This is a genomic window from Kitasatospora sp. NPDC059088, from assembly GCF_042738155.1.
Lineage (GTDB): Bacteria > Actinomycetota > Actinomycetes > Streptomycetales > Streptomycetaceae > Kitasatospora.
This window is the reverse complement of record NZ_JBHYGR010000032.1, coordinates 6138-17926: the sequence shown is the minus strand read 5'-3', so window position 1 is coordinate 17926 and position 11789 is coordinate 6138. Positions and strand designations below refer to the sequence as shown.

The 11789-nt window shown below is 74.8% G+C and carries 10 protein-coding genes; 3 read left to right on the top strand and 7 right to left on the bottom strand.

From position 1 onward, the window contains the following. Nucleotides 1–120: 120 nt before the first annotated feature. The 6 genes from mshC to ACFWXO_RS16820 all read right to left on the bottom strand — a co-directional run bounded on the left by mshC (nucleotide 121) and on the right by ACFWXO_RS16820 (nucleotide 5937). Complete coding sequence (gene mshC / locus ACFWXO_RS16845; protein ID WP_375897008.1) at nucleotides 121–1350, bottom strand: cysteine--1-D-myo-inosityl 2-amino-2-deoxy-alpha-D-glucopyranoside ligase; 1230 nt, start codon at nucleotides 1348–1350, stop codon at nucleotides 121–123. Between the two features lie 216 nt (nucleotides 1351–1566). Continuing rightward, a complete protein-coding gene (locus ACFWXO_RS16840) occupies nucleotides 1567–2490 on the bottom strand; it encodes a carbohydrate-binding protein (RefSeq protein WP_380524695.1) in 924 nt (307 codons plus the stop codon). 62 nt (nucleotides 2491–2552) lie between these two features. After that, nucleotides 2553–3482, bottom strand: coding sequence for an AraC family transcriptional regulator (locus ACFWXO_RS16835; protein WP_375897013.1), 930 nt, complete (start codon nucleotides 3480–3482; stop codon nucleotides 2553–2555). Nucleotides 3483–3592: 110 nt separating this feature from the next. Beyond that, a complete protein-coding gene (locus ACFWXO_RS16830; RefSeq protein WP_375897030.1) occupies nucleotides 3593–4378 on the bottom strand; it encodes an SCO1664 family protein in 786 nt (261 codons plus the stop codon). Between the two features lie 56 nt (nucleotides 4379–4434). Then, nucleotides 4435–5004, bottom strand: coding sequence for a DUF3090 domain-containing protein (locus ACFWXO_RS16825; protein WP_375897016.1), 570 nt, complete (start codon nucleotides 5002–5004; stop codon nucleotides 4435–4437). A gap of 240 nt (nucleotides 5005–5244) precedes the next feature. Beyond that, nucleotides 5245–5937 carry a histidine phosphatase family protein gene (locus ACFWXO_RS16820; protein ID WP_380524694.1) on the bottom strand — a complete coding sequence of 231 codons (693 nt, stop codon included), beginning with the start codon at nucleotides 5935–5937 and terminating at the stop codon, nucleotides 5245–5247. 53 nt (nucleotides 5938–5990) lie between these two features. On the opposite strand from ACFWXO_RS16820, the gene ACFWXO_RS16815 reads away from it, so the two are divergent. Next, nucleotides 5991–6980, top strand: a complete 990-nt coding sequence (locus tag ACFWXO_RS16815; protein WP_375897022.1) for a magnesium and cobalt transport protein CorA — start codon at nucleotides 5991–5993, stop codon at nucleotides 6978–6980. Nucleotides 6981–7004: 24 nt separating this feature from the next. Here the strand turns inward: ACFWXO_RS16815 and ACFWXO_RS16810 are convergent, their stop codons facing one another. After that, nucleotides 7005–8051, bottom strand: a complete 1047-nt coding sequence (locus ACFWXO_RS16810) for an LLM class F420-dependent oxidoreductase (protein WP_380524693.1) — start codon at nucleotides 8049–8051, stop codon at nucleotides 7005–7007. 305 nt (nucleotides 8052–8356) lie between these two features. Here ACFWXO_RS16810 and ACFWXO_RS16805 point away from each other — a divergent pair, with 305 nt between their 5' ends. Both ACFWXO_RS16805 and ACFWXO_RS16800 read left to right on the top strand, forming a co-directional pair. Beyond that, nucleotides 8357–9337 carry an aldo/keto reductase gene (locus ACFWXO_RS16805; protein ID WP_375897027.1) on the top strand — a complete coding sequence of 327 codons (981 nt, stop codon included), beginning with the start codon at nucleotides 8357–8359 and terminating at the stop codon, nucleotides 9335–9337. Between the two features lie 131 nt (nucleotides 9338–9468). Continuing rightward, nucleotides 9469–11682, top strand: coding sequence for a helix-hairpin-helix domain-containing protein (locus ACFWXO_RS16800; RefSeq protein WP_380524692.1), 2214 nt, complete (start codon nucleotides 9469–9471; stop codon nucleotides 11680–11682). The last annotated feature ends 107 nt before the right edge of the window (nucleotides 11683–11789 follow it).

Below are 11789 nucleotides of genomic sequence, written 5' to 3'. Positions count from 1 at the left end.
CGGGGCCCGACAGACGCCGCGGCCGCGCCCCGCGCGCCCGCCCCGGCGCCGGCCCCCCCGGCCCGCCGGCCGGGCAACCCCCCCCGCCCGGCCCCATACCCCGTTCTCAAGGCGTCGGCCTCACAGCGCGACGCCGAGCAGGGCGTCCACGGTGCGGCTCACCAGGCCGGGGGCGCCGATGTCGGTGCCGCCCTCGGTCTCCTGCTGCGCGGCCCACCGGTCGACGGCGGCCAGCGCGGCGGGCGCGTCCAGGTCGTTCGCCAGCGCGGTGCGGACCTCGGCGAGCAGCTGCTCGGCGGCCGGGCCGTCCGGCCGGGAGACGGCGGCCCGCCAGCGGGCGAGGCGCTCGACGGCCTCGTCCAGGACGGCCTTGGTCCACTCCCAGTCCTCGCGGTACTGGTGGGAGAGCAGCGCCAGGCGGATCGCCGCCGGGTCGACGCCCTCGCGGCGCAGGGCCGAGACGAAGACCAGGTTGCCGCGGGACTTGGACATCTTCTGGCCGTCCAGCCCGACCATCCCGGCGTGCACGTACGCCTTGGCGTACGGGTGGGAGCCGGTGGCGCTGTGGGCGTGCGCGGCGCCCATCTCGTGGTGCGGGAAGGACAGGTCGCTGCCGCCGCCCTGGATGTCGAAGCCCATGCCCAGGTACTGCAGGGCGATGGCCACGCACTCGATGTGCCAGCCGGGGCGGCCGTGGCCGAGCTCGGTGTCCCAGGCGGGCTCGCCCGGGCGGGCGGCCAGCCAGAGCAGGGCGTCCAGCGGGTTGCGCTTGCCGGCGCGGTCCGGGTCGCCGCCGCGCTCGGCGAAGACCGGGCGCATGGCCTCGCGGGTGAGCCCGGAGACCTCGCCGAAGTGCGGGTCGGCGTCGACCGAGTAGTAGATGTCCCCGTCGACCCGGTAGGCGGCGCCGGAGGCCAGCAGCTTCTGGACGATCGGGACGATCCACGGGATCGACTCGACGGCGCCCACGTAGTGGGCCGGCGGGAGCAGCCGCAGGGCCGTCATGTCCTCGCGGAACAGGGCGGTCTCGCGCTCGGCGAGGGCCACCCAGTCCTGGCCGGTCTCGACGGCGCGCTGGAGCAGCGGGTCGTCCACGTCGGTCACGTTCTGGACGTAGAGGACGTCGTGGCCGGCGTCCCTCCAGACCCGCTGCACCAGGTCGAAGGCGTTGTAGGTGGCGGCGTGGCCCATGTGGGTCGCGTCGTAGGGGGTGATGCCGCAGACGTAGATCCGGGCGGTGCCGTCCTGCGGCACGACCTCGCGGACCGTGCCCGCTGCGGTGTCGAAGATGTGGAGGGGGAGCCCCTGACCAGGCAGGGCGGGAACCTCGGAGGCGGGCCAGGCATGCATGGGATCGACCTTAACCTTGAGAACATTTGAAAGCCTAACCAGTAACGAAGATCGACTGGATTAGCTTCCTGTCGTTGCCCGGTCACCCTGCGACTGGTCCGGCGCGTTCCCTTTCGGACCGGTGATTCGGTCCGATCGTTTCCGGACACGGGTGAGCGCCCGGTCGGCCCTGCCGCCGACCGGGCGCCCGGCTCCTCGGAGGAGCGGCCGGAGCCGCTACGACCGCTGCCAGAGGGCCGGCACGTTCGGCGGCTCCCAGCCCACCAGGGCGGTGTGCGCCTGGAGGCAGACGTAGGAGGCACCGGAGTAGGTGACGCGGTCGCCCGCGTTGTACGCCCGGCCGGCCGCCCAGCTGCCGCTCGGCGGTGTGGTGGGCCCGCCGGTCGGGGTGGCCGTCGGGGTTCCGGTCGGGGTGGCGGTGGCCGTCGGGCTCGGCGTGCCCGGGGTCTGCGGCACGTCCAGCACGAAGTCGAAGGTGGCGTTCTCGCCGGATCCGTTCTGCTGGACGTTCATCAGCAGCCGGGCGTCGTAGATGGTGTCGGTGTTGTTGCGCGGCTCGCCCGGGAAGTACAGCTGGGTGGTCAGGATCGGCCGGCCGGGGGCCTGGAGCTTGACGTGCAGGTGCCGGGTGCGGCCCGGGTAGAGGCCCGGGACGACGGTGTCCAGCTTGTACGCGCCGTTGGCGTCGGTGAACTGGTGGCCGCGGAAGGTGTAGCCGACGTTGTCGTAGTTCCCGCCGTCGTCGGCCTGCCAGAAGTCCAGCAGGACGCCGGGGACGGGCCGGCAGGCGCGGCCGAAGACGTAGCCGCTGACGGTCAGCCGGGTGCCCGGGCCGTCGTTCACCATCGAGCTGCGCAGCGGGGAGTTGGGCTTGAAGTACGGGCCCTCGATCTGCTCGACGGTCGGGTCGTCCCCGTCGTGGCACTCGGGGGTCAGGCCGGGGATGCGGCCGGCACCGACCTTGTCGCGGGCCAGGGCGACCCCGCCGCCGACGAGCAGCGGTGCGGCCCCGAGCGCGGCGGCGGCCTTCAGGACGGTCTTGCGGCTGATCATGCCGTCGGACGGGGGCATGCGCCGTCTCCTTCCGGTGGATCCTTCGTGGGGGGGAGGTGGGGGCGGCCCTTGCCATGGTGGGGGCATGACAAGGGCCGAACCGGCCGCCGTCCGCGCGCTGGCCCGGCCGCCGGTGGCCAGTAGGAACGTTACGGACCGTCCGGTGCGACGGCGATGGACATGATCCGGGGATCGTGGTGATTTCCGTCGACCCTGCCCCGGAACTCCCCCGGGGTCATCCCGGTCTCCCGCCGGAAGAAGCGGCAGAAGTACGCCGGGTCCGCGAAACCGGCCTCCTTGGCGACCTGGCGGATCGTCAGATCGGTGCAGGCGAGCAGCCGTTTGGCCTCCAGGGTCTGCTGCCGGCGGATCAGTCCGCCCGGGGTGCGGCCGGTGGCCTGCTTGACCAGGGTCTGCAGGTGCCCCGGGGAGACCCCGAGCTCCTGGGCGGTGGAGGCCACCGAGTGCCGCACCCCGCCCGGCTTGGCGATCAACCGGGTGAAGGCGGCCGCCAGTTCGGCCGGCCGGGTGGGCACCGCGGGCCGGTCGTCCGGGGTGCAGGCGCGCAGCGCCCGGACGATCAGGATGTGCAGGCTGGCCCGCAGCACGCCCTGGTAGCCGGGCGCCCTGGTCCGGTACTCCTGCTCCATGTCGGCGAGCAACCGGGCGATGGGGCCGGCCTGTTCGCCGAGCGCGATGCCGGGGCGGGCGGCCAGCGCGCGCAGCGCGGCGAGGTCCTGGGGGTGCCCCAGCAGGAAGTCCTCGTTGAACAGGACGACCCGGCCGGTGAGCTCCTCGGCGTCCGCCCAGTGGTGCACCTGGCCGGGCGTGATCACGCACAACTGCGGTGGCGCCAGCGCCCGGTGGACCAGGTCCAGGACGTGGGCGCCGTGGCCGCCGGTGACCATGACGATCTCGTGGAACGAGTGCCGGTGGGGGAAGTTGGCACGGGAGAGCGGGCCGATCGCGTCGAAACTTCCGATCGCGAAGGGCAGCACGTGGGGCAGTGGGACCTGCAGGCGGTGCAACGGCAGGTCCGGCGCGGGGCGGGGGGTGGGGGTGGTCCGTCGCACGTCCATCGGAGCAGTGTGCGACCTGTTCCGGTGACAGGTCCAGACCACCGGCCGGTAACCCCGGCGGAACCCCCGCTCCACCCGGCGCAACCCCCGCTACGCCGACGGAACCAGCGCTACACCGGCGGCCAGGGGATCGCGGGCCAGTCCTCGGAGGGCAGCGGGTGCTTGCCCGAACCGAGCAACCCGGCCACCCGGGCGCGGGTGGCGTCCAGTTCGGCGGCGGTCAGGTGCGGCGCCAGCCGCTCGGCCAACGCCCCCTCCAACTGCTCGGCCAGCCCGGCCAGCACCTCCAGCGCCTCGGCGGGCAGCGGGTCGCCCGCCCAGCCCCAGAGCAGGGTGCGCAGCTTGCCCTCGGTGTTGAAGGTGACGCCGTGGTCGATGCCGTACACCCGGCCGTCGGCGGCCGGGATCAGGTGGCCGCCCTTGCGGTCGGCGTTGTTGAGCACCGCGTCCAGCACCGCGAGCCGGCGCAGCCGCCGGTCGTCGTGGTGCACCAGCAGCGCGGTGCGGCCGCCCTCGACCTCGGCCCGGACGATCGGCAGCCAGCCCTCCTCCGGGCCGGCCGGGTCCTGCAGCGCCAGCAGCGGCTCGGCCTCCGGGTCGGGCTCGACCCACAGCTGCACCATGCCCGGCCCGTGCGGGCCGTCGCGCAGCACGGTCGGCGGGATCAGCTCCCAGCCGGTCGCCGCGGACAGCTCGTACGCGGCGAGCTCGCGGCCGGCCAGGGTGCCGTCCGGGAAGTCCCACAGCGGGCGCTCGCCCGCCACCGGCTTGTAGACGGCCTGGGCGCTCAGCCCGTCGTGCTCGACGGTGCAGTACAGCGCGGCGTTGGAGGCCTCGGTGAGCCGGCCGTGCACGGTCAGCCCGCCCCGGCGCAGCAGCGCCAGGGCGGTGGGCACGTCGGCGGCGAGGGCGGCGGCCGCCGCCGGGTCGGCCTGCGGCGGGGTCTCGGTGTTCAGCGCCGGTAGCCGTTCGCGCGCGGGCACAGGTGGCCCTCCGGGTCCAGCGGCAGGTTGCAGAACGGGCAGGGCTTGCGGCCGGCCGCGACCAGGTCCAGCGCGCGCTTGGCGAACACCCGGGCCATCGCGCCGGACAGCCGCACCCGCAGCATGTCCGGGCCGTTCTCGTCGTCCTGGAGGGCGGCCTCCTCGCCGTCCTCCTCCTCGTCCTCCTCCACCAGCGCCTGGGCCTCGACCACCAGGCAGGCGTCCACGCTGTCCCAGGCCAGGGCCATGGTGCCGACCCGGAACTCCTGCTCCAGCGGGAGGTCCAGCGGGGCGGTGTCGAGCAGGTCCTGGGGCGCGGCGGCCGGGATGGCGGAGTCGCCCCCGCTGCGTCGCAGCGCCTCGTCCAGGACCTCCTCGATGCGCTCGGCGAGCGCGGCGACCTGGGTCTTCTCCAGCAGCACGCTGGTGATCCGGCCCCGGGCGCTGGCCTGCAGGTAGAACGCCCGGGCGCCGGGCTGGCCGACGGTGCCGGCCACGAACCGTTCGGGCTGGTCGTAGAAGAAGACCTGACGGGGCACGCTCTAGCTCCGGATCGTGTCGGTCGGTGCGGATCCGCCAAGCGGGATCGCGGGGTTGTCCACCTGGGCGGGTGGTCGGACTACGGGGCACTCACCAGTCACCCTACGACCTCCGGGCCCCGGTCGGGGAGCCGAGCCGGGGGCCGCGGACGGGGTGGCACCCGCGGGCCCGGGCGGTGTCGCGCACCGTTCGGACGGGGCGCGTGGGGCGGGCCGGGTGCGCGGGGCGGGCGGCGCCGCTCAGGCCGTGCCGCCGACCACCGCGTCACCCGCCGGGGTGGCCGGGGCGGCGGAGGGCCGGGGCGCCAGCGAGGCGAGGTCGCCGGTGTCGCCCGTTCTGAGCACGAAGGGCCGCTGCGGGGTGTAGCGGATCGCGGTGACCGAGCAGGGCTCGACGCTGATCCGCTGGAAGTGGTCCAGGTGCAGGCCGAGCGCGTCGGCCACCACCGCCTTGATCACGTCCCCGTGCGAGCAGGCGATCCAGACCGCGTCCTCGCCGTGCTCGTCGGCGATCCTCGCGTTCCACTCGCGGACGGCGTCGACCGTACGGTGGCTCAGCGCGCGCAGCGACTCGCCGCCCGGGAAGGCCGCGGCGGAGGGGTGGTCCTGCACGGTGCGCCAGAGCGGCTCCTTGGCCAGCTCCGCCAGCGGGCGGCCGGTCCACTCGCCGTAGTGGCACTCCCCCAGCCGCTCGTCCTCGGTCGGCGCGCCCAGTTCGGGGCGGGCGGCGAGCAGCGGCTCCAGGGTCTGCCGGCAGCGCTCCAGCGGGCTGCTGACGGCGAGCGCCAGCGGGATCCCGGCCAGCCGCCCGGCCAGCGCGGCGGCCTGGGCGCGCCCGGTGTCGTCCAGGTCCACGCCGGGGGTCCAACCGGCCAGGATCCCGGCGGTGTTCGCGGTCGAGCGGCCGTGACGGACGAGCAACAGGGTGGGCATGGGGCTCAGCCTACGGCCTCCGGACCCCGCCGTGGAGTGCGGTCCGGGGGACAATGGCCCGCATGATCGTGCACTGCGCCGCGTACCGGGACGGCCGCCGGCTCGGGACCTCCGAGGACCTGACCGACTCGCTCGCCACCGCGCGCGCGGCCGGCCCGGGAGCGTTCGTCTGGATGGGCCTGTTCGAACCGACGACCGAGGAACTCGACCGGGTCGGCAAGGAGTTCGCGCTGCACCCGCTGGCCGTCGAGGACGCCGTCAGCGCCCACCAGCGCCCCAAGGTCGAGGCCTACCAGGGCTCGCTGTTCGTCACCCTCAAGACCCTCGGCCACCACCCCGACACCCGTACCGTCACCAGCGGCGAGGTGATGGTCTTCCTCGGCCCTGACTTCGTGATGACCGTCCGGCACGGCGAGGACACCCCGCTCAGCGGCCTTCGGGCCCGGCTCGAACGGCAACCCGAACTGCTGCGCTACGGGCCCAGCTCGGTGCTGCACTCGGTCTGCGACACCGTGGTGGACGGCTACGTCGAGGTGGCCACCGCGCTCCAGGCCGACCTGGACGAACTGGAGGCGGACGTCTTCGCCCCCGGCCGGGTCGGCCGCGACACCGCCGGGCGGATCTACGGCTACAAGCGCCAGGTGATGACCGTCCGCCGGGCCGTCGCCCCGCTGCTGGAACCGATGCTGCGGCTGGAGCGCGGCGCCCCCTTCGTCCAGCCGGAGACCGCCCCCTACCTGCGGGACGTCGCCGACCACCTGGCCCGGGTGAACGACCAGGTGGAGGGCATGGACCGGCTGCTGTCCGACATCCTCGGCGCCAACCTGGCCCAGGTGAGCGTGCAGCAGAACAACGACATGCGGAAGATCTCGGCCTGGGCGGCGCTGGCCGCCGTACCGACCATGATCGCGGGCGTGTACGGGATGAACTTCGACGACATGCCCGAGCTCCACCAGCCCTGGGGCTACCCGGCGGTGCTGTCGCTGATGGCGCTGGTCTGCGTGGTGCTGCACCGGGTGTTCAAGCGGCACGACTGGCTGTAGTGCCGCTCGGACCCCTCCGGCGGATCAGGCGAGTCCGGCCCGCTCCAGCGCCTCCACGCCGGTGCGCAGCGCCTGGATCCGCTCGTCGAGGGTGAAGCCGGCGGGGGCCAGGGTCAGCGTGGTGACGCCGGCGTCGGCGTAGGCCTGCATCCGGTCGGCGATCCGGGCGGTGTCGCCGATCAGCGAGGTGGCGTCGATCAGGTCGTGCGGGACGGCGGCCGCGGCGCCCGCGTAGTCCTTGGCCAGGTACTTCTCCTGGATCTCGTCGGCGGCCTGCTCGTACCCCATGCGCCGGGTCAGCTGGTTGTAGAAGTTCTTCTCCTTGCTGCCCATGCCGCCGATGTACAGGGCGGCGTAGGAACGCTGGGAGTCGACCCCGGCCTTGATGTCCTCGCCGACCGCGAGGGTGACGGTCGGGCAGAGGTCGAAGCCCTCCAGGGACTTGCCGGCCTTGGCGCGCCCGGCCTTCAACGGGTCCAGCGAGAGCGCGGCGTGCTCGGGGGCGAAGAAGATGCCGAGCCAGCCGTCGGCGATCTCGCCGGTCTGCTCCAGGTTCTTCGGGCCGATCGCGGCGATGTACAGCGGGATCTGCTCGCGCACCGGGTGCACGGTCAGCTTGATCGGCTTGCCCGGGCCGCCGGGCAGCGGCAGGGTCCAGTTCGCCCCCTCGTGCACCAGGCGCTCGCGGGACATCGCCTTGCGGATGATCTCCACGTACTCCCGGGTGCGGGCGAGCGGCTTGTCGAACTTCACGCCGTACCAGCCCTCGGAGACCTGCGGGCCGGAGACGCCGAGGCCGAGCCGGAAGCGGCCGCCGGAGAGGGTGTCCAGGGTCGCGGCGGTCATCGCGGTCATCGCCGGGGTACGGGCCGGGATCTGGAAGATGGCCGAACCGACGTCGATCCGCTCGGTCTTCGCGGCGACGAAGCTCAGCACCGTCGCGGCGTCCGAGCCGTACGCCTCCGCCGCCCAGCAGACCGAGTAGCCGAGCCGGTCCGCCTCCTGGGCCACCGCGATGTTGTCGGCGTCCATGCCGAGTCCCCAGTAGCCGAGGTTGATGCCGAGTCGCATGTGCCGAACCTTCCAGTCGGGTGGGCCCGGTGGCCAGTCGGGCGGGCGTCGTGGCCGGTCGGGCGGGGCGTGCCAGCACGTCGGGCGGGCCTTGCCGGCGAGCGTAACCGCGTCCGGCCAGGTCATGCTACTGACGGGTAGTGGTGGTCTGGGTCACACCCGCCGCATTGATCGTTCTGCGGGTCGGCACCCCTGCCCGGGGACCGGCCGCTACGCTCAGCCGACGTGGGGAGCGCTCTCCCCACCTGCGCGTTCACCGGGGCTACCGGGCCACCGGTGCCACCGGCCAGTGGAGGGCCCGTCCGATGGAAAAGCGTCACCTCGGCCGTACCGGCCTACAGGTCTCCCGCCTCGGTCTCGGCACCATGACCTGGGGCCGCGACACCGACGAGCACGAAGCCGCCGAGCAGCTCAAGGAGTTCGTCGACGCCGGCGGCAACCTGGTCGACACCGCCGACGTGTACGCCGACGGCGGGGCCGAGTACCTGATCTCCCGCCTCACCGACAGCCTCGTCCCCCGCTCCGAACTCGTCATCGCCACCAAGGCGGGCAGCGTCCCCGAGTCCGCCCGCCGCTTCGACGGCTCCCGCGGCCACCTGCTCGCCGCCCTCGACGCCTCGCTGCACCGGCTCGGCACCGACTACGTCGACCTGTGGCAGGTCCACGCCTTCGACCCGACCACGCCCCTGGAGGAGACCCTCAGCGCCCTCGACATCGCCGTCTCCTCCGGCCGCGCCCGCTACGCCGCCGTCTGCGACTTCAGCGGCTGGCAGCTCGCCAAGGCCGCCACCTGGCAGCGCGCCCACCACGACCGGATGCCGCTGGCCGGCGCCCAGGTGGAGTACTCGCTGCTCCAGCGCGGCATCGAGCGCGAGGCGCTGCCCGCCGCCCTCGACGCCGGGGTCGGCATCCTGGCGGGCTCGCCGCTCGGCCGCGGGGTGCTCACCGGCAAGTACCGGCACGGCGTCCCGCAGGACTCGCGCGGCGCCTCGCCCTACCTGTCCGGGTTCGTCCAGCCCTACCTCGGGGAGCGCTCCCGGCGGATCGTCGACGCCGTCGCCACGGCCGCCGACGGGCTCGCCAGCAGTCCGCTCGCGGTCGCGCTGGCCTGGGTCCGGGACCGGCCCGGGGTGGCGAGCGCGCTGATCGGGGCGCGCACCGTGGCGCAGCTCCAGGCGGCGCTGTCAGTGGAGGCGCTTACGCTTCCGGGTGAGATCCGCGGCGCGCTGGACGACATCTCGTCGCCGGTGCACCGCTACCCGGACCAGGGGTGGACGGAGCTGTAGCCCTGGCGCCGGGCGGTCGAGCAGAACGTGCGGTGCAGAACGACGCGGTACAGAACAAGCGGTACAGAACGACGCGGTACAGAACGAGCAGTGCAGAACGTGCAGTGGAGTGAGCTTTGGAGCGGACGACGATGAGTGGCACGGGCAACGGCGCTCCGGAGGGGGCTGCGGCCGCGGCCGCGCCCGACCAGGCGACGATCGCGGACATCGTGGCGCGGATGCGCCGGATCGAGCAGCAGGAGGCACGGCCGGGGGCCCACCGGCTCGGGCCTTCCGCTCCGAAGGCTCCGACGGCTTCGGGAGCTTCGGGGGCTTCGGAGGCCGAGGGGTCCGGGGCCGAGGCGTCCGGAGCCGAGGGGGCCGCGCCGGTGGCTTCCGAGCCGGGTGTCGATGAGGCGACGGCTGCTCCCTCGGCGGCTGAACCGGCCGCGGCCGCCCCGGTGGCCCCGCCGGCCGCCCGGCCGGCCGCTCCCCCGGTCGCCGCGCCGATGCGGGCCGCCGCACCGAGCGCGGACGCGCTCCGGGAGACCACCGCGGTGCTGACCGCCGGTGGCGCCCCCGCCGACCTGGCCGCCGCCGCGGTGGCCGCGCTCGGCGAGGGGGCCGCGGAGCAGCTGCGCGAGGACCCGTGGGCGGTCCTCGGGCTCGCAGGTGTGCGCCCCGAGCACGCGGACCACTTCGCCCGCGGCCTGCTCGGCACCTCGGTCGGACCGGACGACGAGCGGCGCGCCCGGGCCCTGGTGGTCTGGCTGCTGGAGCAGGCGGCGCTGCGCGGGCACTCGGCCCAGGACGCGAAGGACGTGGTCGCCGGACTGGAACGGCTCCGGGTCCCGGACCCGCTCGCCGCGATCGCGGAGGCCGTCGCCGAGGGGCGGTTGCTGTCGTTCCAGGAGGAACTGACCGGACCCGGCGCCCCGGCGGCGAACAGCGACGAGGAGGAGGCCGAGCCGCCGACCCGGATGCTGCTCGCCCTGGAGGGTCCGGCGATGGCGGAGGACAGCCTCGCCGAGAAGCTGCTCCAGCTGATGGCCACCTTCGTGCCGGGCGAGGACGACGGGGAGGAGGAGGGCGAGGAGCCGGATGCCGGGGAGCCGTCCCCGGAGGCGAGCTCCGGGGAGTCCGCCGAACCCGAACCCGCTGCTCCCGCACCCGCCGCTCCCGGCCCCGCCGCCTGGGAGGCCGCCGCCGAAGCCGCGCCGTCCTCCTCCTCGACCGCCCTGATCCGGGCCGTCGCCGGGAGCGCCCTGGTGCTGCACACCGGTGGCGACGCGGCTAGGGCCGAGCCGGCCGCACTGCTCGCCGCCGCGACGGGGCTCGGGCTGCGGGCCTGGGCCGCCACCTGGACCGACCAGGGCCGGGACTCCTTCGACGCCCTCTCCCCCGCCGCGACGCCGGTGGTGACCCTCGCCGAGCTGCTGTCCGGTACGGCCGGCCCCAGCCGCGCCGCCGACGGCACGCTCGCGCTGGACCTCCTGGTCCTGCTGGACGCGCCGCTGCTGGACGTCGAACTGGCCGCCACCGTCCTGGAGTCGCTCGCCGACGGCACCCGGCTGGTGCTCAGCGGGGATCCGGGCCAGCTCTGGTCGGCCGGCCCCGGCCGGTTCTTCGCCGACCTGCTGGCCGCCAAGGCCTGCCCGGCGGTCGCCTCCCGCACCCCCGACTTCGGCCCGATCGGCGAGCTGGTGTCCGGGGTCGGCGTCGGCGAGCTGCAGCCGGTCGAGGCGCCGGAGAAGGAGGTGGTCATCCTGGCCGCCAAGGACGGCGGCGAGGCCGTCCACCGCGCCGTCCAGCTGCTCACCGACTCCATCCCGCGCGCGCTCGGCATCCCCGCCGAGCAGGTGGTGCTGCTCACCCCGGGCCACGGCGGCCCGGCCGGCACCCATGCGCTGAACGCGGCCGCGAAGGCCCGGCTGAACCCCGGCCCCGGCCGGTTCGGCGGCTTCGACCCGGGCGACCGGGTGGTGGAGTCCCCCGCCCCCGGGGTCACCCGCCCGGCCCGGGTGCTGGACGGCGACGCGGCCGGACTGCACCTGGAGTTCCCGGACGGCTCGCGCCGGACCGTCCCGCCCGCGGAGGCCGGCCGGCTGCGGCACGGCTGGGCGCTGACCGTCCACCAGGCGCTGGGCCGCCGCTGGCCCGCCGCAGTGGTCGTGGTCCCGGAGGACGCCGGGGCGGCGCTCTCCCGGCAGTGGGTCTACACGGCCTTCGGGCGCGGCGAGCGGCACCTGTCGGTGGTCCACGCGGCGGGCCCGGCGCTCGCCCAGGCCGTCGCCGAGCGCCCGGCGCAGCCGCGCACCACCCGGCTCAGGGCGATCCTCGCGGAGAACGCGGTCGCCGAGGACTGATCCGCCCGTCGGTCGGCCGTCCGTCCGGTCGGTGCCGCGGACCGCGCTGGGGTGATTGGAGCGGAGACGGCAGCGGTCTCAGCAATGCGTGCGTCCTATGCCGCGCT

Bases quoted from the DNA above. Each gene is read 5' to 3' on its own strand.
- mshC (WP_375897008.1), bottom strand. From the start codon at position 1,350: ATGCATGCCTGGCCCGCCTCCGAGGTTCCCGCCCTGCCTGGTCAGGGG.
- ACFWXO_RS16840 (WP_380524695.1), bottom strand. From the start codon at position 2,490: ATGCCCCCACCATGGCAAGGGCCGCCCCCACCTCCCCCCCACGAAGGA.
- ACFWXO_RS16835 (WP_375897013.1), bottom strand. From the start codon at position 3,482: ATGGACGTGCGACGGACCACCCCCACCCCCCGCCCCGCGCCGGACCTG.
- ACFWXO_RS16820 (WP_380524694.1), bottom strand. From the start codon at position 5,937: ATGCCCACCCTGTTGCTCGTCCGTCACGGCCGCTCGACCGCGAACACC.
- ACFWXO_RS16815 (WP_375897022.1), top strand. From the start codon at position 5,991: ATGGCCCGCATGATCGTGCACTGCGCCGCGTACCGGGACGGCCGCCGG.
- ACFWXO_RS16810 (WP_380524693.1), bottom strand. From the start codon at position 8,051: ATGCGACTCGGCATCAACCTCGGCTACTGGGGACTCGGCATGGACGCC.
- ACFWXO_RS16805 (WP_375897027.1), top strand. From the start codon at position 8,357: ATGGAAAAGCGTCACCTCGGCCGTACCGGCCTACAGGTCTCCCGCCTC.
- ACFWXO_RS16800 (WP_380524692.1), top strand. From the start codon at position 9,469: ATGAGTGGCACGGGCAACGGCGCTCCGGAGGGGGCTGCGGCCGCGGCC.